21 protein-coding genes are annotated in these 21114 nt (G+C 63.9%); 12 read left to right on the top strand and 9 right to left on the bottom strand.

Features of this window, described 5'->3' with window-relative positions; all coding sequences use genetic code 11:
- Positions 1-144: 144 nt before the first annotated feature.
- From NCT32_RS03875 to NCT32_RS03885, 3 genes are read right to left on the bottom strand one after another with little or no spacing between them, the layout of a single operon-like run.
- Positions 145-924 (bottom strand): ABC transporter ATP-binding protein, encoded by a 780-nt coding sequence (locus NCT32_RS03875; protein WP_061120636.1) that lies wholly within the window; start codon positions 922-924, stop codon positions 145-147.
- Positions 925-951: 27 nt separating this feature from the next.
- Positions 952-1665 carry an ABC transporter permease gene (locus NCT32_RS03880; protein ID WP_035506196.1) on the bottom strand — a complete coding sequence of 238 codons (714 nt, stop codon included), beginning with the start codon at positions 1663-1665 and terminating at the stop codon, positions 952-954.
- Positions 1666-1693: 28 nt separating this feature from the next.
- Entirely contained in the window at positions 1694-2380 is a 687-nt protein-coding gene (locus tag NCT32_RS03885) for an ABC transporter permease (RefSeq protein WP_061120635.1), read from the bottom strand.
- Positions 2381-2903: 523 nt separating this feature from the next.
- Between NCT32_RS03885 and NCT32_RS03890 the strand changes: the two genes are divergently transcribed.
- Positions 2904-3602 (top strand): pirin family protein, encoded by a 699-nt coding sequence (locus NCT32_RS03890; RefSeq protein ID WP_061120634.1) that lies wholly within the window; start codon positions 2904-2906, stop codon positions 3600-3602.
- 69 nt (positions 3603-3671) lie between these two features.
- On the opposite strand, the gene NCT32_RS03895 is transcribed toward NCT32_RS03890, so the two are convergent.
- A complete protein-coding gene (locus tag NCT32_RS03895; RefSeq protein ID WP_061120633.1) occupies positions 3672-4268 on the bottom strand; it encodes a periplasmic heavy metal sensor in 597 nt (198 codons plus the stop codon).
- Between the two features lie 245 nt (positions 4269-4513).
- Here NCT32_RS03895 and NCT32_RS03900 point away from each other — a divergent pair, with 245 nt between their 5' ends.
- Both NCT32_RS03900 and NCT32_RS03905 read left to right on the top strand, forming a co-directional pair.
- Positions 4514-5236 carry a response regulator gene (locus NCT32_RS03900; RefSeq protein WP_061120632.1) on the top strand — a complete coding sequence of 241 codons (723 nt, stop codon included), beginning with the start codon at positions 4514-4516 and terminating at the stop codon, positions 5234-5236.
- The gene (locus tag NCT32_RS03905; protein WP_061120631.1) at positions 5220-6560 is read left to right on the top strand and encodes an ATP-binding protein; all 1341 of its coding nucleotides are present in this window, start codon (positions 5220-5222) and stop codon (positions 6558-6560) included. The genes NCT32_RS03900 and NCT32_RS03905 overlap by 17 nt, the downstream gene beginning before the upstream one ends.
- 31 nt (positions 6561-6591) lie before the next feature.
- On the opposite strand, the gene NCT32_RS03910 is transcribed toward NCT32_RS03905, so the two are convergent.
- Both NCT32_RS03910 and NCT32_RS03915 read right to left on the bottom strand, forming a co-directional pair.
- Positions 6592-6855 (bottom strand): hypothetical protein, encoded by a 264-nt coding sequence (locus NCT32_RS03910; RefSeq protein WP_061120630.1) that lies wholly within the window; start codon positions 6853-6855, stop codon positions 6592-6594.
- Positions 6856-6987: 132 nt separating this feature from the next.
- Positions 6988-8673 carry a diguanylate cyclase gene (locus tag NCT32_RS03915; protein ID WP_061120629.1) on the bottom strand — a complete coding sequence of 562 codons (1686 nt, stop codon included), beginning with the start codon at positions 8671-8673 and terminating at the stop codon, positions 6988-6990.
- A 729-nt stretch (positions 8674-9402) separates the two neighbouring features.
- Here NCT32_RS03915 and NCT32_RS03920 point away from each other — a divergent pair.
- A complete protein-coding gene (locus NCT32_RS03920; protein WP_061120628.1) occupies positions 9403-11166 on the top strand; it encodes an ABC transporter permease subunit in 1764 nt (587 codons plus the stop codon).
- A gap of 12 nt (positions 11167-11178) precedes the next feature.
- Positions 11179-12534, top strand: coding sequence for an AAA-associated domain-containing protein (locus NCT32_RS03925; RefSeq protein ID WP_061120627.1), 1356 nt, complete (start codon positions 11179-11181; stop codon positions 12532-12534).
- Positions 12535-12741: 207 nt separating this feature from the next.
- On the opposite strand, the gene NCT32_RS03930 is transcribed toward NCT32_RS03925, so the two are convergent.
- The 3 genes from NCT32_RS03930 to NCT32_RS03940 all read right to left on the bottom strand — a co-directional run bounded on the left by NCT32_RS03930 (position 12742) and on the right by NCT32_RS03940 (position 15174).
- Positions 12742-13266, bottom strand: a complete 525-nt coding sequence (locus NCT32_RS03930) for a hypothetical protein (protein WP_061120646.1) — start codon at positions 13264-13266, stop codon at positions 12742-12744.
- Positions 13263-13817, bottom strand: a complete 555-nt coding sequence (locus NCT32_RS03935) for a hypothetical protein (RefSeq protein ID WP_061120626.1) — start codon at positions 13815-13817, stop codon at positions 13263-13265. Before NCT32_RS03935 ends, NCT32_RS03930 begins: the two co-directional genes overlap by 4 nt.
- Before the next feature lie 289 nt (positions 13818-14106).
- The gene (locus NCT32_RS03940) at positions 14107-15174 is read right to left on the bottom strand and encodes a sigma-54-dependent Fis family transcriptional regulator (RefSeq protein WP_061120625.1); all 1068 of its coding nucleotides are present in this window, start codon (positions 15172-15174) and stop codon (positions 14107-14109) included.
- 585 nt (positions 15175-15759) lie between these two features.
- Between NCT32_RS03940 and NCT32_RS03945 the strand changes: the two genes are divergently transcribed.
- The 7 genes from NCT32_RS03945 (at position 15760) to otsA (ending at position 21110) form a co-directional block, all read left to right on the top strand.
- Positions 15760-16116: a hypothetical protein gene (locus tag NCT32_RS03945; RefSeq protein ID WP_061120645.1), complete on the top strand. Its 357-nt coding sequence runs from the start codon at positions 15760-15762 to the stop codon at positions 16114-16116.
- A 51-nt stretch (positions 16117-16167) separates the two neighbouring features.
- Positions 16168-16485 (top strand): YqjD family protein, encoded by a 318-nt coding sequence (locus NCT32_RS03950; RefSeq protein WP_061120624.1) that lies wholly within the window; start codon positions 16168-16170, stop codon positions 16483-16485.
- Between the two features lie 85 nt (positions 16486-16570).
- Positions 16571-16807, top strand: a complete 237-nt coding sequence (locus NCT32_RS03955; protein WP_061120623.1) for a hypothetical protein — start codon at positions 16571-16573, stop codon at positions 16805-16807.
- Between the two features lie 354 nt (positions 16808-17161).
- Positions 17162-18565, top strand: a complete 1404-nt coding sequence (locus NCT32_RS03960; protein ID WP_061120622.1) for a sigma-54 dependent transcriptional regulator — start codon at positions 17162-17164, stop codon at positions 18563-18565.
- A gap of 220 nt (positions 18566-18785) precedes the next feature.
- Entirely contained in the window at positions 18786-19004 is a 219-nt protein-coding gene (locus tag NCT32_RS03965; protein WP_061120621.1) for a hypothetical protein, read from the top strand.
- Positions 19005-19228: 224 nt separating this feature from the next.
- Positions 19229-19465, top strand: a complete 237-nt coding sequence (locus tag NCT32_RS03970) for a hypothetical protein (protein ID WP_061120620.1) — start codon at positions 19229-19231, stop codon at positions 19463-19465.
- A 190-nt stretch (positions 19466-19655) separates the two neighbouring features.
- Positions 19656-21110: an alpha,alpha-trehalose-phosphate synthase (UDP-forming) gene (otsA, locus tag NCT32_RS03975; RefSeq protein WP_250489918.1), complete on the top strand. Its 1455-nt coding sequence runs from the start codon at positions 19656-19658 to the stop codon at positions 21108-21110.
- Positions 21111-21114 lie beyond the last annotated feature (4 nt).

Here is a 21114-nt window from a genome sequence, read left to right on the forward strand (position 1 = left end):
ACAGCCCGGCGCTCCGTTTACAACCACTTCTCACCCCATAAACAAAAATGCCGTGCAGCGCTAACTGAACGGCATTACGCCTCGCGGGCGCCTTTTCTGGAGTCGAAGGTTGCCGAAACGGGCTTTCGGCTGCGTTTCGCGAATCTACTTCAGGCTGCCCGACAGGAACTGCTTCAGGCGCTCGCTCTTCGTGTTGCCGAACACCGCATCCGGATGACCTTCCTCCTCGATGCGTCCCTGATGCAGGAACACGACATGATTCGACACGTTGCGCGCGAACGCCATCTCGTGCGTCACGACGATCATCGTCCGGCCTTCCTCGGCGAGCGTCTGCATGACCTTGAGCACTTCGCCGACGAGCTCGGGATCGAGCGCGGAAGTCGGTTCGTCGAAGAGCATGACGTCGGGATGCATCGCGAGCGCGCGCGCAATGGCGACGCGCTGCTGCTGTCCACCCGACAAATGCGACGGATACTGCTTCTCCACCCGCGGCGCGAGCCCGACCTTTTCCAGATAAGCGCGCCCGCGTTCCTCTGCTTCCTTCTTCGAGAGCCCGAGCACGTTCACGGGCGCCTCGGTCACGTTTTCCAGCACGTTCATGTGCGACCAGAGATTGAAGTGCTGGAAGACCATCGACAATTTCGAGCGAACTTGCCGCAGTTGTTTCGGGTCCGCCGCCTTCAGCGCGCCGGTCTTGTCCTTCATCGTGCGGACTTCGGTGCCGTCGACGAAGATACGCCCCTGATTCGGCTGCTCCAGGAAGTTGATACAGCGCAGCATCGTGCTCTTGCCCGAGCCGGACGAGCCGATGATGCTGATCACGTCGCCGGCCTTCGCCTTGAGCGAAACGCCCTTCAGGACCTCGTTGCTGCCGTACTGCTTGTGAATATCGTCGACAAAAAGCTTGTGCATCTGGGAATTCATGAAGGGTCCTTGGCTGACTCGATGGTCTTATTTGCCTTGCGGCCGCAAATAAGCGAGCCAGCGATACTCGGCGCGGCGGAACAGCCACACGAGCGCGAACGAAATGCAAAGATAGAGCAGCGCGGCGATGCCGAACGCCTCGAACGACTGATAAGTCGCCGAATTGACGTCGCGCGCGATCTTGAGAATGTCCGGCACGGTCGCCGTGAACGCGACGGTGGTCGCGTGCAGCATCAGAATGACTTCATTGCTGTAGTAGGGCAGCGCGCGTCTCAACGCCGAAGGAAGAATCACCCGTCGATACAGCGTGAAACCCGACATGCCGTATGCGCGCGCGGCTTCGATCTCGCCGTAGGGCGTCGCCTTGATCGCGCCCGCGAAAATTTCCGTGGTGTACGCGCAGGTGTTGAGCGTGAAGGCGAGCAGCGTGCAGTTCATGCCGCTACGGAAGAATTCGGCGAGCAGCATGTGATCGCGCACGACCTGCAGGCTGTACAGGCCCGTGTAGCACAGCAGCAACTGAACGTAGAGCGGCGTGCCGCGAAAGACGTACGTATAGAGCCACACCGAACGCGACAGCAGCTTGTTCTTCGACACCCGCGCGACCGCGAGTGGCACTGACAGACAAAAGCCGAGGCCGATGGAGATCACCAGCAGCCACATCGTGATCGCGAGACCGGTGATGCGGTAGCCGTCGGTGAAGAGGTAGTTCTTCCAGTATTCCTGGATGATTTCGATCATGATTCCCTGCCGCTCCTGAATGGGCCGATTAGAGATCGGCCTTGCGCACGCCGATGGAATAGCGCCGCTCCAGCCAGATCAGCACGAAATTCGAGATCGTGGTGATCGCGAGATAGACCGCGCCCGCGAGAAGCGTGAAGAAAAAGAAGCGCAGCGTGCCCTTGCCGGCATCCTGCGAGGCCTTGACGACATCCGCGAGGCCGATGATCGACACGAGCGCCGTCGCCTTGACCATGACCTGCCAGTTGTTGCCGATGCCGGGCAGCGCGAAACGCATCATCTGCGGAAACATGATGCGGGAGAAGGTCTGCCAAGGCGTCATGCCGTAAGCCACGCCCGCTTCGAGCTGGCCGCGCGGCACGGAGAGAAATGCGCCGCGGAAGGTTTCGGTGAAATACGCGCCGTAGATGAAACCGAGGACCAGAATGCCGGCGAGAAACGGATCGATGTCGATCTGATCCCAGCCTACCGCGTCCGTGAACAGGTTCAGCCAGATCTGGATGCTGTAGAAAAGAAGCAGCATCAGCACGAGGTCGGGCACGCCGCGGATGAGCGTGGTGTAGACGGTGCCGAAACCCGACGCCACGCGGTTTTTCGACAGCTTCGCCGCCGCGCCGATCAGGCCGATCACAAAGGCGAACACGAGCGACAGCACCGCCAGCTTGACGGTCTGCCAGGTGCCCGCGAGGATCAGCGGGCCGTAGCCTTGCAACATGGTGATTCCTTGGTAAGGTGCCTAACGTGCATGGAGTGCGACGAGCGCGGCACACGGCGGTCGTTCGCGCGATGCGTTCCGGCGGTCGTACCCGTGGATGAGGCAGCGGCGCGCGATACGAATGTAATCATGTCTCTTTCCGGCCGGCGGCGCGCTTCCCGCGCGTTTCGGCTGTCCTTCTCCGGCTCGCTCCCGCTTTACGGCCAGCGGTCGGTATTCTAAGTGGTCAAAATTGCGGGCTGCCGTTGCTGCCAGCCCGGTTAACTCGCAATCGCTTCGCGGCGGGTTCGCGATCGTCGGATATCCCGGCACCTCGGCCGAGCGTGGGCTGTCGCCACCCGTCGCCACCCCGAAAAGCGCGGTATTTTACCCGAAGCCGGCGAGCGCGCGGAGGCGCACCCGGAAGAGTCCGATTACATGCATGGGTGGAACGATGTAGTGCCTTGCGGCGCGTTGTTCCAAAGCGGCGTCGCCCTTACATTCTCTCCATCGCAAACCAACGCCTCGGGCGGGAGCAAACATCATGTTCGAGATTCGCCGCAGCAACGAACGGGGCCACGCCAATCACGGCTGGCTCGACTCGTATCACAGCTTCTCCTTTGCCGATTACTACGATCCGGAGCACATGCACTTCGGCGCGCTGCGCGTGATCAACGAAGACCGCGTGGCGGGCGGCCAGGGCTTCGGCGCGCATGGTCATCGCGATATGGAAATCGTGAGTTACGTGCTCGACGGCGCGCTCGCGCATCGCGACAGCATGGGTAACGGCTCGACGATCCGTCCCGGCGACGTGCAGCGCATGAGTGCCGGCACCGGCGTGCGTCATAGCGAGTTCAACGGCTCACCGACGGACACCGCCCATTTCCTGCAAATCTGGATCATTCCGGATGCGCCGGGCGGCGCGCCGGGCTATGAGGAAAAGCGCTTCGCGGACGACGAAAAGCGCGGCCGGCTGCGCGTGATCGCATCGCCTGACAGCGCGGATGGCTCGGTCAAAATCGGCGCGGACGCACGAATCTTCGCGGGCCTCTTCAATGGCGACGAGCGCGCGGACTTCGACGTACCGGCGGGCCGTCGCGTGTACGTGCACGTGGCGCGCGGCGCAGTGACGGTAAATGGCGAGACGCTCGGCGCGGGGGATGCCGCGAAGCTCGAGGATGTGTCGAAAGTCACGCTCGAGAAGGGCGACAACGCCGAAGTGCTGCTGTTCGACCTCGCATAAGTCCTGAGCCGTCGATGAAAAAAGCCGCGGAGCGCCATGCTCCGCGGCTTTTTTTGCAGCAACCGCCGCTTACGGCTTCGCGGTGGCCGATGCGCCCGCCGCTGCGCCCGGTGCGCCGTCCGGGCCGCCGCGGTGCTTGCCCCAGCGTTCATGCATCTTGTGCTGGTGTTCCTGCATCTTTGCGAAGTGCTTCTTGAGCGACGTGCTGACGGTCGTTTTCTGCTGGTCGTTCAGCGCGTTGTAGAAGTTCAGCCACGCGGTCGCGGTCTGCTCGCGCAGTTGCGCGTTCTGCGCCTCGATCTTCTGGTGCGCCGCGTGCATCGCGTTCAGATCGAGGATCGGCTGGCTTTCCATCGACTTGAACTGATCGTGCATCTGCTTATGGGCGTCGCGCATCGCCTGATGATTTTGCTTCATCGTCGTGAGCGCGGTCTGCCAGAGCTTTTCCTGATCCGCGTTCAGCTTCAACTGGCCGTGCAGCTCGTCCAGTTGCTTCTGCATGCGCATTTCCATGTGGTGGCCGCCAGGCCCGCCGTGGCCACCCATCATGGCCGGGCCGCCGGGGGCCGGTGCCGGCGGCGCGTCGCCGGTGGCCGCGTAGGCCGTGCCGAACGTCAGCGCGATTGCAGCAGCGGCGGCGGTGAGGATGCGATATTGCTTGGCCATCTTGATACTCCCTTGATTGTTTTCGATGCCGAAGCCACGAGGCCTTGATCGACGGGTCGGTTGGAGTGTCGAGGTCTTGCGCTTGTCGGTGAGACACAGCGTAGGGGTTCGCGGCAGCCCGCGTGTTACGGCACGGTTCAGGCTTGTTACGCCGGTTTACGTCCCGCTTTCGTCGTAACACCCCGTAACCCTTGTGGCAGGGCTGTCATCAATCGAGGTCAGACTCACGCGCTAAACTGCATCCCATGACTACGCAAATACTTGTCGTCGACGACGACGCCGAACTGCGCGACCTTCTGCGCGACTATCTGGTCCGGCAGGGCATCGAGGTGTCGGTGCTGCATGACGCCGGTGGTCTCGAACGCCGCATCGAACGCGAGCGGCCCGATCTCATCGTGCTCGATCTGATGATGCCGGGCGTCGACGGGCTGACCGCGCTCAAACAGTTGCGCGCGTCCGGCGACGATATCCCGGTCATCATGCTGACCGCGCGCGCTGACGACGTGGACCGGATCGTCGGCCTGGAACTGGGCGCGGACGATTACCTCGGCAAGCCGTTCAATCCGCGCGAACTGCTCGCGCGCGTGCAGGCCGTGCTGCGCCGCCGTCGCACGATTCCGTCGGCCGCGCCCGAGCAGCGGGAGCCGTTTTCGTTCGGCCGGTTCCGTCTGGACTTTCAGTCGCGCACGCTGCAACAGGACGACAAACCGCTGACGCTGTCGGGCAGCGAATTCGCGCTGCTCAAGATCTTCGTGAACAACCCGATGCGCACGCTTACGCGCGAGCGCCTGCTCGAACTCCTGCACGGCCCGGAATACGACGGAACCGACCGCGGCATCGACGTGCAGGTCTGGCGCCTGCGCCGCATCCTGGAAACCGATCCTTCGGCGCCGCGCTTCATCCAGACGGTGCGGGGGCGCGGATACGTGTTCGTGCCGGACGGCGAGCAAAATGCGCCGGGCAATTGACACGCTGTTCGGCCGGCTGGTCGTGATCGTCATCGGCATGCTGGTGCTGTCGCATGTCGCTTGGTTCGCGATCATCCGGTTCGAGCGGGACAATGTGCAGACGCGGTTCGCCGTCGAGGAGGCCGTTTTCCTTGTCGAAGCGGTTCGTCAGCACATCGCCAATACGCCGGATCAGCCTTTGCCGCCGCGCGTGCGCGTCGTCCCGCTCGCGAGTCCGGAGGTGCCGAAGCAGCCCGGCGAGGATATGCCGCCGCCGCTGCAGCGTTTCGTCGAGGATCTGAAAGACCGTCTGCCCGACGGCACGGAAGTGCGCCTGAACGAGCCAGGCGGCCCGCCGAGCGTGTGGGTGCACGGCGTGAAGGATTCGGGGTGGATCGTCGTCCCGGTGCAGCCGCTGCGCCCGCCGCGCTCGCGCGACCGCATGCTCGTGTGGCTCGCGCTGATTTTCTCGACGGCCGTCCTTGCCGCGCTGTTCGGCGCGTGGCAACTGCAATATCCGTTGCGCTCGCTCGCGCAGGCGGTCGGGCGCTTCGGGCGCGGCCAGCCGACGCCACCGGTTCCCGAGCGCGGCCCGCGCGAATTGCGGCAGTTGACGCACGGCTTCAATCAGATGGTCCGCGAGGTCTCGCAGACGGAGAACGACCGCGCTGTGATGCTCGCGGGTGTCGCGCACGATCTGAAGACGCCGCTCGCGCGCCTGCGGCTGCGCGCCGAAATGATGGACGACGAGAAAATGCGCGACGGCGTCGTGCGCGACGTCGATTCCATGGCGCATATCGTCGATCAATTCCTCGTGTTCGCGCACGACCGCCCGGACGGCAGCGAGCCGATTCCCGTGGACGAACAATGCGAGCGGATCGCGCGGGCTTATCGCGCGGTGTCGCCGGGCGCGCCGCCGATTCGCCTGAAACTCGAGGCCGGGCCGGCTTTTGCGTTGCCGGCAGCCACGCTCGACCGGATGCTGTCGAACCTGCTCGACAACGCGCATGCGTACGGTGCGCCGCCGGTCGTCATCGAGACGCGGCGCGAGGCGAAGGGCTGGGTGCTGTCAGTGTCCGATCACGGCAAGGGCATCGCGCCGGACGATCTCGTCAAGGCGAGCCGGCCGTTCGTGCGGCTCGATCCGGCGCGCGGCGGCAGTGGTCATAGCGGGCTCGGACTTGCCATCGTGGAGCGGCTCGCGCGGCGCGTGGGCGGTGAGTGCGAGATCGGCAATCGCGCGGAAGGCGGATTGCAGGTCGTGATGACCTTTCCGTTCGACATCGCCACGCTGCCGGCGGAAGAGCGGCGCGCAGGGCCGCAGCACGAGGAGCGCGTGCTTTAACGGCGCGCTTCGTCGCTGAAGCGGCGCGGTATCAGTCGAACAGCGTTTCGAGCGCCGACGCCGCTTCGCTGTCCACCGTGTTGTATGTCACGGTCGAGGCCTCGAAAATGTAGTGCGTCGTGTATTTGCCGAGGCGCGTGAGGATCTCCTCCTGAATCACTTCGGGCGCGAGATCGATTTTCAGGAACCACGCCGTCGACGAAAGCCGCGTCTGAAACGAGCCGTACTCGGCGAGCAGATGGTCGAACGTTTCCGCGTCCTGATCCCGACACACGATGACCAGATTTCCCTTCATGCAATTCTCCCGATTCACGCCAGCGGCATTCGATTTCGAATGTCGATGATACCTGCGCGATGCGTGCGCGTCGCGACATGCGGGTGGCCGTGCGGTGACTCGATGCCTCGGCGAGGGCGGCGCGCTCGCCGCCTATTTGCCCGCGAGCGTGTCTTCCGGGTGCCGCGTCGACGGGCCGGGATCGGCGGGGCGCACTTCGCTGCGGTCGCGCCCGCGCGATTTCGCTTCGTAGAGCGCGAGGTCGGCGCGCGAAAGAATCCATTCGAGCGCATCGTCCGATGCGAGCTCCGTGATACCGATCGACACCGACAGCGCCGCGTCGTCCGGCAGATGCGCGCAGTGCTCGTGATGGAAGCGCTTCCTCAGACGTTCGAGTACGGCTTGCGCATCGGCGAGCGAGGTTTGCGGCAGCAGAATGCCGAATTCCTCGCCGCCGAGCCGGCCGATCGCATCGCTCGGACGAAGCTGCGCGCGGCACACTTCGACGAAATGTTCGAGCGCGCGGTCGCCCGAGGCGTGGCCGAAGCGATCGTTGATCTGCTTGAAGTGGTCGAGATCGGCGATCGCCACAGAAAGCGGAGTGCCGACCGAGCGCGCGAGCTCGACTTCATGACGCAGCGTGTCCAGGAAGTAACGCCGGGAGAGGGCGCCCGTGAGTGCGTCGTGGCGCGCTTCGGCCGACAGCAGCGTATTGGCCGATTGCAGCTGCTCGGCGAGATCGCGCGTCGCGCGGTGCAGGCGCCGCTCGCGCGAGTACGACGTGGCGATCACGATCGCGAGCGTCACGACGCCGAGCATCGTCAGAAACACGAGGAAGCGGTCGCGGCTGTGATTGCGGCTGATCTCCGGCCAGCTCGTGAGCGGATGGACGATATGCGCCGAAAGGCCGGAATTGAGTCCCGTGCGTTCGTCGTAAAGCGAGGGCACGTTGCTGCCGTTCGCGGCGTAGAAGGTCTGCGCGAGCGCGGGCGCGAGCCAGTGCTCGGACGCGCGCATCTGCTCGCCGATATGCGACAGGCGCAACTCCGGAAACGACTCACGCCGATAATGCTCGACGCGCTCGCGCCCGGTCATGCGCGCGATGGGCGCATCCGGCATCGCTTCGTATTCGAGCCGCCCGTCATGCGCCATCACGACGACGCCGTTCTCGTCGGTCACGAATGTGCCGGCACGCGAGACCCAGTGCCGCAGCCGGTCGATGCTCACTTTGGCGATCACCGCCCCGACCAGGATGCCGTCCTCGTAAGCGGGCGCCGCGATGAAGATGCCCGGTTCGCCGGACAGGCGCCCCACGCCGTACATCTCGACGAAACCGCCGAGCAGCGCACGCGCGACATAGCCGCGAGCGCTCATGTCGTAGCCGATGAAGCTGTCGTCGTCGGCGGCGTTGCTCGAGGCAATGCAGAAGCCCCTGTCGTTGACGAGCCAGATGGAGTCGAGGCCGGAGAAGCCCTGCGCGTCGTGCAGGAAGTGATTGACCTTCTCCAGAGCGGGGCGCGCGGTCCAGTCCTTGCGGCGTTCGAGTTCCGTCCCGGCCGGGTTCGAGGCATAATTCCGCGACTCCGCGAGCGCTCGCTGCGTGAGGTCCATCTGCGCCAGCGTGGCGGGAATCGCGCGCGACATCGCCAGATCGCTCGCGATGATCTGCGCCATGTTGTCGACGATCGACGCCGCCATCTGGCGCTCGGTCCGCACCGTCGCCGTCATCTCCTGTTGTACCATTCGGTCCGACAACAAGCCGGCGGCAATCCAGCACGCGAATGCCAGCGCCGCGAGGCCGAGCGTCGCGATCACACGGTGCAGGATGAGCTTGTTCATCGATCTCGGGCGCAATGGAAGTTCACGCCTTTCGCAGGCTGAACGCGCCGTGCCGCCAGAGCGGTTGAGCCTGCGCCATGCGGGCGAGGCGGGTGCGCGGATTGCAGCGCATCATGTCTGCCGCTTTCCGGCTTTTCGCCCGCAATGGGGCGGCAGGCATGGCTCAGGCGGGTTTCCGGCTCGGATCGGGCGTCTCGCATCGCATCGGCGCTCAAATTATTGTTCGTGATAAGCCAAGATTGGACGATGTTTTCTGCCGCCTATCAAGTGCCTTCTGACGGCGTGCGACGTGCGTCCAACATAACGGATGCGCGCCGCACAAAAGCGCTGTCCGCCGTGCCGGCTGGCGTATGCGTGCCGCAGCCAGATTGAAAGGAGGCCAAGGCACGCGGGCGCGAGGCGCATTCGACGCGGACTGCCCTTCATTTTGCCCGTGCCGTGCTGAAGAGCAACAGAAACATCGCAGGATTGGCGCGCCGGGCCGCATGAAGGTTGTGCCTGTCACACGGGTTGGTGTAGTGTCGCTCGGTTCAGCGCGGGGAAACGTCTGACGCGGCGACTGCCCGGCGCCGTCGTGCGCTGAACGTGTCGTCGTTTTGACGGCCGCGTGCGTTGAGCATGGGGCTGTTTCGGGCAAAGGCTTCTTGCCCGCCGGACGGCTCGTTGGCCGTCTCAAGCAACATCCCGCGCTCGCGCGGTCGGAACAAAGCCTTACGGGGAGGGCCTTGAATGGATTTTGGTTTCAATCTGAATCGCACGGCGAATGCGTCGGCGTGGCGGATCCTGCCCAACCGGTGGGATTTCGTCGCGTTCCCGATGATCATCTGCATCATCGCGCTCGCCGCCGTCGGTTTTCACGAGACCCTGGCGCCCATCTCGACGCTGCAGACCCAGGCGATCTCGCTCGACCCCGCGAATCTTCCGGAATACGCGTTGCGCACGACCTTGCGCATGCTGCTGGCGATGGTCGCCTCGCTCATCTTCACGCTGATCTACGGCACGCTCGCGGCGAAGAGCAGGCGTGCGTCGATCGTGCTCGTGCCGATTCTCGACATCCTCCAGTCGGTGCCGGTGCTGGGCTACATCTCGTTTACGGTGACGTTCTTCCTCGCGTTGTTCCCCGGGCGCGTGATCGGCGCCGAATGCGCGGCGATCTTCGCCATCTTCACGAGCCAGGCGTGGAACATGACGTTCAGCTTCTACCAGTCGCTGCGCACGGTGCCGCGCGACCTGGACGAAGTCTCGCGCGGCTTTCACCTCACGAACTGGCAGCGCTTCTGGAAGCTCGAGGTGCCGTTCTCGATGCCGGGCCTCATCTGGAACATGATGATGTCGATGTCGGGCGGCTGGTTCTTCGTCGTCGCGTCCGAAGCGATCACGGTCGGCAACCGCACGATCGTACTGCCGGGCATCGGCGCGTATCTGGCCGCGGCCATCGGCGAGCGCAACCTGAGCGCGATCGGCTGGGTGATCCTCGCGATGACCATCGTCATCCTGGCCTACGACCAGTTGATGTTCCGCCCGCTCGTCGCGTGGGCCGACAAGTTCCGCATGGAGAACACGAGCTCGGGCGACGAGCCTTCGTCGTGGCTCCTCGACCTGATTCGCCGCACCCGCCTGATTCACCGTCTGCTCGTGCCGGCGGGCTGGATTCTTGCGAAGGCGGCGCGTGTGCCCATCAGGCTGCCGTCGTTGCAAGGCGCGCTCGAGAACGTCGGCTTGCCGTTGCGCGCGAAAGTGCCGTCCACGCGCGTCGGCGATATCGCGTGGGGCACGGTCGTGCTGCTGATCACGGTGTTCGTCGTGTGGAAGGTCGCGTCGTTCGTCTCGACCGGCGTGAGTTGGGGCGAAGTCGGCCATGTGTTCGTGCTCGGCTTCATCACGCTCTTGCGCGTGGTGGTGCTGATCGCGCTCGCATCAGTGGTGTGGGTTCCCATCGGCGTGTTGATCGGCCTGCGTCCGGCGCTCGCGGAAAAAATCCAGCCGCTCGCGCAGTTCCTCGCCGCGTTCCCGGCAAACCTGCTGTTTCCGGTGTTCGTCGTGGTGATCGTGCGCTGGAATCTGAACCCGGATATCTGGCTGTCCCCGCTCATCGTGCTCGGCACGCAGTGGTATATCCTCTTCAACGTAGTCGCGGGGGCGTCCTCCTATCCGAACGATTATCGCGAGGCCGCGAGCAACTTCCAGATCCGCGGCTGGCAGTGGTGGAAGAAGTGCATGCTGCCGGGCATCTTTCCTTACTACATCACCGGCGCGATCACCGCTTCGGGCGGCGCGTGGAACGCCAGCATCGTCGCTGAAGCCGTGTCCTGGGGGAAGACGGAGGTCGTGGCGCACGGCCTCGGCGCCTATATCGCCCGGACGACCGCCGCGGGTGACTATCCGAAAATCATTCTCGGCATCGCCGTGATGTCGCTGTTCGTCACGCTGTTCAACCGACTGTTGTGGCGCCCGCTGTACGCCTACGCCGAAGCTAGACTCCGGCTGGATTGAGGACGAGTTCCGATGCAGAACCTGAAAAATACGCAGACGTCGGCGGCACCGGGCTTTCAGCGCCCGCAAGGCACGCCGCCGCGACTCGGCGCGGAGATCCTGCGCGTGGCGAACGTCAGCCGCGGCTTCAACAAGACGCAGGGCGAACTGCTCGTGCTCGACGATGCGAACCTAGCGCTGCGCGAAGGGGAGATCGTCGGATTGCTCGGGCGCTCGGGCTCGGGAAAGTCGACGCTTCTGCGCATCATCGCCGGGCTGATCGAGCCGACGGCCGGCGAAGTGACCTATCTGGGCGAGCCGTTGAACGGTCCCGCGAAGGGCGTCGCGATGGTGTTCCAGACGTTCGCGCTGTTTCCGTGGCTGACCGTGCTTCAGAACGTGGAAGCCGGTCTGGAAGCACAGGGCGTGGGCGCGCGCGAGCGCCGCGAACGCGCGCTGGCCGCGATCGACCTGATCGGTCTCGACGGCTTCGAAAACGCGTATCCGCGCGAACTGTCGGGCGGCATGCGACAGCGCGTGGGGTTTGCGCGGGCGCTCGTCGTCGATCCGACGCTACTGCTCATGGACGAGCCTTTCTCCGCGCTCGACGTGCTGACCGCCGAAAACCTGCGCACCGACCTGCTCGATCTGTGGACGCAGGGGCGCATGCCGATCAAGTCGGTGCTGATCGTCACGCACAACATCGAGGAAGCGGTGTTCATGTGCGACCGCATTCTGGTGCTGTCGTCGAATCCCGGTCGCGTGATGGCTGAAATCAAGGTGCCCTTCAAGCATCCGCGCAATCGTCTGGACCCGGCGTTCCGGCGTCTCGTCGACGATATCTACGCGAAGATGACCGCGCGCCAGATGGACGAAGCGAAGAAGAAGGGGCTCGAGCTGGGAAGCTGGCTGCCGTCGGTCTCGACCAACCTGATGGCCGGTCTCATCGAAACGCTCGCGGCGGAGCCGTATCACGGCCGCGCGGACATGCCCGAAATCGCGCGCACCCTGCATCTCGAGGTCGATGATCTCTTTCCGATCGCGGAAGTGCTGCAACATCTGGGGTTCGCCGATGTGCGCGAAGGCGACATCTTCCTCACGCCGCAAGCGCGCGTCTTCGCCGAGCTCGGCACGCAGGAGCGCAAGATGATGTTCGCCGAGCATCTGCTGCGGCACGTGCCGCTGGCCGCGCGGATCAAGAAGGTGCTGAACGAGCGGCCGGGACATCGCGCGCCGCGCGTGCGCTTCGAGCAGGAACTGGAGGACTTTCTCTCCGACAAGGCTGCGCAGGAGACGCTCGACGCGGTCATCGACTGGGGACGTTACGGGGAGATCTTTTCCTATAACGACCAGACGGAGATGCTGAGTCTGGAGGATGTCGAGGCTTGAGCGGCCTTGATCGCAGTCGATTCAAAAGCGCGGTTGCCCGATGAAGGCGCCGCGCTTTTTGCTTTGGATTGGCCGTTCGGAACGGCCGAAACTGATCCACGGCTTCCTCGCACGCGCCGCGCCGGAAGCGATGGCCAACGGCTGAAGTCATGAAAAAAGCGCGGTGTCCGCAAGGGAACCGCGCTCTTCGGTAGACCATCCAGGAGACTACTGCAAGTTCCCCCAACGCTCGACCGCAGGCTCCGCCGACGCCCATTTCCAACCGCTCGGCTGCTGGCATGCCGTAGCGATGAACCATTCGGCGGGCGCTTTCGCATCGTCGCCATCGACGACCGAGAATGCGAATTCCTTGCACGTCGCGAGCGCACTGCTGAATTCGCGCAGCACACGCACTTCGCCGTGGCCGTTCTCGACCGGCAAGGTGTGCTTGACCTTCCATGGCCGCGTCTCGCCGATCTGCGACACGCCCGCTGTCACCGCGATCATGACCTGCTGATCCTCATGCAGCGATTTGGTGATGTGCTTGACCGCCTCGTCGGTGGCGGCCTGCACCGCGATGCCCACGCCGAGCCCGATGGCCGGATTCGTCGTGAACGCGCCCGTCGCGATGCCGGCGGTCGCGCCGGCCGCGGCGCCGATCGACGCGCAGCCGCTCATCGTCACGCAAGCGGCCGCACCCGCCGCGATCAGCCCGAGACGCAGCGCCAGAGATACGTCGAGAGACAGCGTCATTGCAGCGAGCCCCAGCGCGGTGTAGCGGGCTCCGCCGACGCCCACTTCCACTTGTCGCCGTCACGGCATACCGACGCGACATAGAACGCACTGTCCGCGGCGCGATCCTTCGTCGCGTCCCGATCGACCGAGAACACGATCTCCTTGCAGTCGAGCACGCCGCTGCTGATCGTGCGGCTCACTGTCACGCGGCCTTTCTCGTCTTCTTCGATCGGCACCGAGTGCACCGCCTTCCACGGCGCGACCGCGCCGACCGCCAGCGGCCCGGCGGCTGTGGCGATCTGATCCTGTGTGTTGGTGTGAATGACGCGCTGCGTGTACTGCACGCCCGCGCGCGCCGCGGCGACTGCGCCCAGGCCGATGCCTGTTGCCACCGCGGCGTTGCTGGTGACGCTATTCGCCACCGCCGCGCCCGCGATACCGGCGCCTGCCGTCGCGCCTTCGCTATAGAGCGAGTTGCATCCACTGAGGCTCACGCAAGCGATGACGCCCGAGATGACCGCGGCGAGCGCGGCGGCGCGCGGGCCGCGCCGATGGACCCTGATCTGCATGTTGCTTTCCTTCGTCTACCCGTGTCCCGACGCTTGCCATCGGGGTTCGCTTGGCTCGAATCTCCTTGAGGTCTCGCCCTCAAGCCGCCGCCCGGCAACGCAAACACGCCACGATGCGCGGGCTTCGCGCATTTTGAAGCATGCTTCTAATTACCGCTTCGGGAAAATTGCAAGAAATTGCAAGCGACGCGAGCACGTTTCGATCGGCGCAGCGTCGCGGACAAAAAGAAGCGAGCGCGGCCATGCGCGCCCGCTTCGGGAGTCATGCAGATGTAAGCCGAAAGGCTGCTCAGCTTTCGCCGCCGGTGGCCGTGTCACTGCCTTCGGAGTCTTCGTTTTCGTATGCGCCGAGGCGGTTATACAAGGTCTTGAGGCTCACGCCGAGCGCCTTTGCCGCACGCCGCTTGTCGCCACCGCAATGCTTGAGCGTGCCGAGGATGATCTGCTTCTGCGCATCGGCGAGCGGCGTGCCTACCCAGACGTTCATCGCGTCGCCCTGCGTGACGGGCTTCTTCACGCGCGAGGCAAGGTGTGGATGCGCGATCTCCACCGTCTTCTCCGCGAGGATGAACGCGCGATAGACCGTGTTCTTCAGCTCGCGCACGTTGCCCGGCCACGAATAGGTGCGCAGCACGTCGAGTGCGCGCTTGCTGAAGACCTTGCTCGTGCCTTCCTGCGCGTTCATTTCCGAGAGGAAATATTGTGCAAGCAGTTCGCGGTCCGAATCGCGCTCGCGCAGCGGCGGCGCGCGCAACGGGAATACCGCGAGGCGATACATCAGATCCTCGCGCAAGCCATTTTCCTTCACGGCGACGATGGGATCGCGATTGGTCGCCGCGATCACGCGCACATCGGAGCTGATGAGATCGTTGCCGCCCACACGAAAGAACGTGCCCGTCTCGAGCGCGCGCAGCAGTTTCACTTGCCGCACGGGCGACATCTCGGTGACTTCGTCGAGAAAGAGCGTGCCGCCATTCGCGTGCTCGAAATAGCCGATGCGCCCCTGCACCGCACCCGTGAAGCTGCCTTTCTCGTGACCGAAAAGCTCGGCTTCGATCAGATTGTCGGGAATCGCGCCGCAGTTCACCGCGATGAACGGCGCGTCCTTGCGCGCGCTATGGTCGTGAATCGTCCGGGCGACGAGTTCCTTGCCGGTACCCGACTCGCCGATGATGAGCGCCGTCGCATCGGTCGCGGCGACGCGCTCGATTTGCGCATACAACTCCAGCATCACGGGCGACGAGCCATAGAGCAGTCCATAGGACTTCAAGCCCGGCACTTCCCCCGTGTTGCGCTTTCTTTGCGCGGGTGTATCGCCGACCGCTGCGGGCGGCGGATCCAGTTCGGTTGACGCCATGTGTCCTGATCGTTCCAGTTCTGCGTATGTGGTGGGCGGGCGGCGGCCTGCGCGGGCGGCGCCGGTCGCAGCCGGCGTGGCGCAGTGCGGCGCGCGAGCGGCGCAACCGTGGGTGACCGCGCGCATCGGCATATCACGCGCCCGTGCGCGCTGCCCGTCGTGCTCACGTCAGCCGTGAGCCGCTCTTCCTCGTGGTGCGTCGGTGCCGGGTCGCCTGCATCGCGTGTCTGCGCAACGCCGATTGCTTACAGGCGAACCTATCTCATAAACGCTATTTAACCATTCGCAACGACCTTGCGGCAATGTGCCGGCCGACCGGCGGCGCATTTTGTCTGAATGGGCAGCGCGTCCGGAGAGCTTGCGGAAAGGTTCTCCTTTACGCACTGAGAAATTACAAGCGCACAGCGCAATTGTTACCCGATTCGCTGACGCTTCGCGGCGCAGGCGCGGGTCGTACTCCAGTACGCCGTCACTGGCACGAAAGCTGCGTTCGCTTGGGTCATCGTGATTCTTATTCGAAAGTTCGCCAACGACCTTGGCATCGTGGGCGCACACACGAGGAAAGGCGAGAGAGGCAAAAGCATCATGGAAGACTTCTTTAGTTTCGACGGTGCCGCTCACGACCGCACGATCCCCAAGCGGCCGATCCGCACGCGGCGTGCGCAAGCGGGCGGCAGCGATGGTCAGGAACTCGTGCCCGGCGAGCCGATCGACATCTATCACTGGGCCGCCGTCGCGCTCGTCACCGCGCTGATGTGCGCGGTGCTAGGCTATGCGGCAGGCACGCCGGCGCTGGCGCGCGCAGCGAACGTGACCAGTTTCGTGTTCGGCGCAATGGGCGGCGCGTTGATGGCAAGCGGCGTCGTGCGCAGCCTGCGCGCCCGTCTCGAAACAGACGCGCGCCTTCCCGTGAGCCGCCTTCCGGTCGCCGAAACACGCTGATCGAGCTTCGGCCTACTCATACACATCCCAATTGCGCGAGGACTACATTCCATGAGTCAGACGACTGTCCAGCTTGCGTTGGGCAAGCAAAAGATCATTGAAGACATCAAGGTGCTGCTGAACGATTCGGAGGAGTTGCTGCGATTGTCGGCGACGCTGCCGGGCGAGGGCGTCGAGGCGCTCCGTTCGCGTCTGCGCGATCACGTCGATTCGGCGCGTAACGCGCTCGAGGATGCACAGGCGAGTGCGCAAAGCCGCTATCGCGCGGGCGTCGATTGCACTGAGAAATATGTGAAGGACAATCCGTGGCAGTCGCTCGGCATTGCCGCGGGCGTCGGCTTTCTGGTGGGACTTCTGGTTTCGCGCTGATTCGCGGCGTATTCGCCATGAAGCGCCGAATTGCGGCGCCGCGTTTCAACGCGACGACGAATTCTTGACAATGGAGAGAACACAAATGGCACGTCCTTCGATTGGAATTTTCGGCGCGCTGTTCGCCGTCGGCAGCGTTCTCGCGTGGAAGTGGGTGCAGTCGCAGGACGCGGCCGGACGGCGCACGGCGCGCGAGATAAACCGCTGGGAAGACGAGGGCGGTAAGGTGCTCACCCCGGCGACCGGCACTCACGCCCAAGCGGTGAACGGCCACGGCGTCGTCGGCGGCACCGCCGATGCGTGGAATTTTCCACGGAGCTGACAGGCTTCGGAGCCGCAGCTCACGCGAGCCGAATAATCGAGCCATTGACGGTTATTAATGGTGCGACTAATCAAACGCACGCTGCTCTGGCGTGCGTTTTTATCATGATAAACGCTTATAATCAGTGAAACTCCGGCCATAAGTTGTCTAATGGAAAAACTTACGCTGGATTGAACCAGGCGTTTGGATAATCGGAAATTATTCTATTTTTTGCGCATCTTGCGTCGCGCCGATTACTTTTAATCGGCTCTCATCGCGAATCGCACCGGCCCGCGCGGCGACCCTGCCGCACGGAGAAGACCACGCCGCCACGGCGTGTGACCCTGAAAACGCTTTGGAAGAATTCGAGACGCAATGCCACACGTATTGATTGTCGATGACGATCCCAGTACCCGCGAGGCGCTAGCCGCGATCATCGGCGAAGACGGATTGACGACGGCCACCGCCGGCGATTTGCGCGAGGCGCGCATTCAGCTTGTGCGTCAGACGCCGGATGTCGTGTTCACCGACCTCAAACTGCCCGACGGCACGGGCGTCGATCTTTTCGAAGATCTGGACCCGCGTTCGGGTGTCGAGGTGATCGTGATAACCGGTCACGCGACGGTGGAATCCGCCGTCAGCGCGCTCAAGATGGGCGCCACCGACTACCTCGTCAAACCGATCAACATGCAGCGCGTGAAGGCCATCCTCTCGCGCCTGCCGCGCGCCGGCGACCTGAAGGCGGAAATCGGCACCTTGCGTGGCGAACTGCGCCGCATGGGCCGCTTCGGTCTGATGCTCGGCAACTCGCCCGCAATGCAAACCGTGTACGACCAGATCGGCCGTGTCGCGCCGACGGCCGCGTCCGTGCTGCTGATCGGCGAATCGGGCACTGGCAAGGAAGTCGCCGCGCAGACGCTTCACGAACTCAGCTTGCGTCGCAAGCATTCGTTCATCGCCGTGAACTGCGGGGCGATCTCGCCGAACCTGATCGAATCGGAAATGTTCGGCCACGAGCGCGGCTCGTTCACGGGCGCGGATCGTCAGCACAAGGGTTATTTCGAGCGCGCGAACGGCGGCACGCTGTTCCTCGATGAAATCACCGAGATGCCGATCGAGCTTCAGGTGAAGCTGCTGCGCGTGCTGGAGACGGGCATGTTCATGCGCGTCGGCACGACCAAGGAGCTCGAGACCGACGTGCGCCTCATCGCCGCGACCAACCGCGATCCCGAGCAGGCGGTGCTCGAAGGCAAGCTGCGCCTCGATCTCTATCACCGCCTGAACGTGTTTCCGATCAACCTGCCGCCGTTGCGCGAGCGGGGCAAGGACGTCGATCTGCTCGGGCAGGCGTTCCTCGACGAACTGAACTCCCGCTACAACACGAAGAAGGCGTTCCCGCCCGCCATGCGCGAGATGCTGGCCTCATACAACTGGCCGGGCAACGTACGTGAGCTGAAGAACTACGTGCAGCGCGCCTACATCATGTCGGGGTCGGATTCGGACAGCACGGCGACCGTGCCGTTGCAGATTTCGCTGTCGAAACCATCGGCCGGCACGGCGGTGACTATTCCTTTCGGCACTTCGCTCGCGCAAGCTGACCGGCAGCTCATCCTCGCGACGCTCGACCAGTGCGGCGGCGTGAAGACGCGCGCCGCCGAAATCCTCGGGATCAGCCTCAAAACGCTCTATAACCGGCTCGTCGAGTATGGCGAGGACGCGAACAAGGCAGCGGTCGGCGAGGGTGGCGATATTAACGAGTCCGACAGCGAAAATTCCTGAACTTCGCTTATCTTTAGACAAAACAACGCCTGCGGCTTTTAAAAAGCGCAGGCGTTTTTCATTGGCAGGCGCGTTTTCTACGCCGATAATGGGACGGAAGAAGCGCAACGGACGCTAACGAAGGGCATGCCCCTTGCTGTCGGTCGAGTGACATCCGCGCGTGGCGCGCAGGCGCCGACGGATGGCGAAAGTACGATCACAAGACCGCAAGGAGCCCGCCATGTCATACAGCCCGTCCAATCGCGCTTCCAATGGTGCCCGTATCGAGGCACAGACGCCGCAGCCGCCGGATCCGCCTGTGACGCCGCCCGATCAGCCGCCGCCCACGCCGATTCCGCCCGACACGAATCCGGACCCGACGCGCGAGCCGCCCGAGCCGCCGTCGCAGCCGATCGGCGATCCGCCGCCGGGGCCCGGCGATACGCCGCACGTGTACTAGCAGCAGAGAAAGACGCTGGAATGCAGACGTTGGACAATGCCCAGAATTCGTGCAAGGTTTGAATAAGTTTCCATCCGCAGCGTAGGGATTACAACGGATGGCGCAATAATGACCGGCGACACAGGCTGTCGCCGGTCGCTTTTTCTGAAGCTGCGCTTCTCGGAGCGCATCGGTCCGGCGCCGCCGACGTCACTATCGCGACGGCCTTCTTCTCTGGAGGCATCATGAGGCATCCCGCACTCCGACGCTCAGCGCGTCACTCGTCCAAGCGCGAAGCGCGCGCCGAAGCCGCCAAGGCTGTCGGCACGCAGGGCGCATCCGCGCCGCCCGCCGATCACGATCCCGCCGGTCAGAACCGCCCCGCGCCTGGCGCGCCGCCCGATGGCGAGCATAACCAGGGCGGCGTGCGCCGCGAGGGCATCGACTATCAGCGCGATCTGGGTTCCGAGCAGGACGCGTGATTGCAGCCGGCGGGAGCACCCGGCGCAAGAATAAAAATCTACACGCGGCCGCGTTCGCCGCGTATTTTCGTTCGTCCGTAACATCCTCATACAAATTTTCATTCACAAAGGCCGACAAAAAGGCACAGCTTTTGCATACCCTTGATCGCCAATTCGAGCATGCAACGACAACTGATGAGGTGATGCTGTAATGAGCAGATTGATCGTGGTATCGAATCGCGTCGCACCGATCCAGGAGGGCAAGCCCAGCGCAGGCGGCCTCGCGATCGGCGTTCTCGACGCGCTCAAGGAGACTGGGGGCGTGTGGTTCGGGTGGAGCGGCGAGATCGTCGGCGAGTCGGGCGCTCCTGTCGTGGAGAAGGGCGGCAAGGTGACTTACGCGACCGTCGGACTCACACGCCGCGATTACGACCAGTACTACCGCGGTTTCTCGAACGCCACGTTGTGGCCGACGTTCCACTACCGCAATGACCTGTCGCGCTTCGATCGCGAGGAATACGCGGGTTATATGCGCGTCAACGCCAGCCTCGCCGCGAAGCTGAAGACGATGCTCAAGCCCGATGACATCATCTGGGTGCACGACTATCACATGCTTCCGTTCGCGCAGGAGTTGAGAAAGCTCGGCGTCGCGAATCCTATCGGCTTCTTCCTGCACATTCCGTTTCCGGTGCCGGAGATGATGCGCACCGTGCCGCCGCACGAGGAACTGATTGCGGCGATGTGCCAGTACGACGTCGTGGGCTTTCAGACGGACAGCGACAAGCAGTCGTTCATCGATTATGTGGAGCGCACGAGCCGCGGCCACTTCAACGAGGACGACGGCATGCTGCAGGCATTCGGCCGCATGCTGAAAGTGGGTGCGTATCCGATCGGCATTTATCCGGATGCGATCGCGAAGGCCGCCGAGCAGTTCGCGAACCGCAAGCAGGTGAAAAGCCTGCGCGACAGCATGCACGGGCGCAAGCTCATCATGAGCGTCGACCGCCTCGACTATTCGAAGGGTCTCGTCGAGCGCTTTCAGGCGTTCGAGCGGCTTCTGCTGAACGCGCCGGGCTGGCATGGCCGCGTGTCGCTCGTGCAGATCGCGCCGCCGACGCGCTCGGACGTGCAGACCTACCAGCGCATCCGCCAGAATCTCGAAGGCGAGGCGGGCCGCATCAACGGACGATTCGCCCAGCTCGACTGGACGCCGATCCAGTATCTCAACCGCAAATACGAGCGCAATCTGCTGATGGCGCTATTCCGTCTCTCGCAGGTCGGCTATGTGACGCCGCTGCGCGACGGCATGAATCTCGTCGCGAAGGAGTATGTCGCGTCACAGGATCCGGCCGATCCGGGCGCGCTCGTCCTGTCGCAGTTCGCGGGCGCGGCAGATCAATTGCCGGGCGCGCTCGTCGTCAATCCGTTCGATTTGTCGCAGATGTCCGAAGCGCTGGAGCGTGCGTTGTCGATGCCGCTCGCCGAGCGTCAGGCGCGTCACGCCGACATGATGGCGCCGCTGCGCGAGAACAACCTTTCGGTATGGCGCGATTCGTTCATGTCGGATTTGCGCAGTGTCGCCACCGCGACGTCCGTTACCGAAAAGACCGTCAAGACGGTGAAGCAGGGCGCAGCCGAAGCCAGGCGTTCGGCGGCGAAGGCCTGAATCC

This window comes from Caballeronia sp. INML2 (assembly GCF_023631365.1).
Taxonomy (GTDB): domain Bacteria; phylum Pseudomonadota; class Gammaproteobacteria; order Burkholderiales; family Burkholderiaceae; genus Caballeronia; species Caballeronia turbans.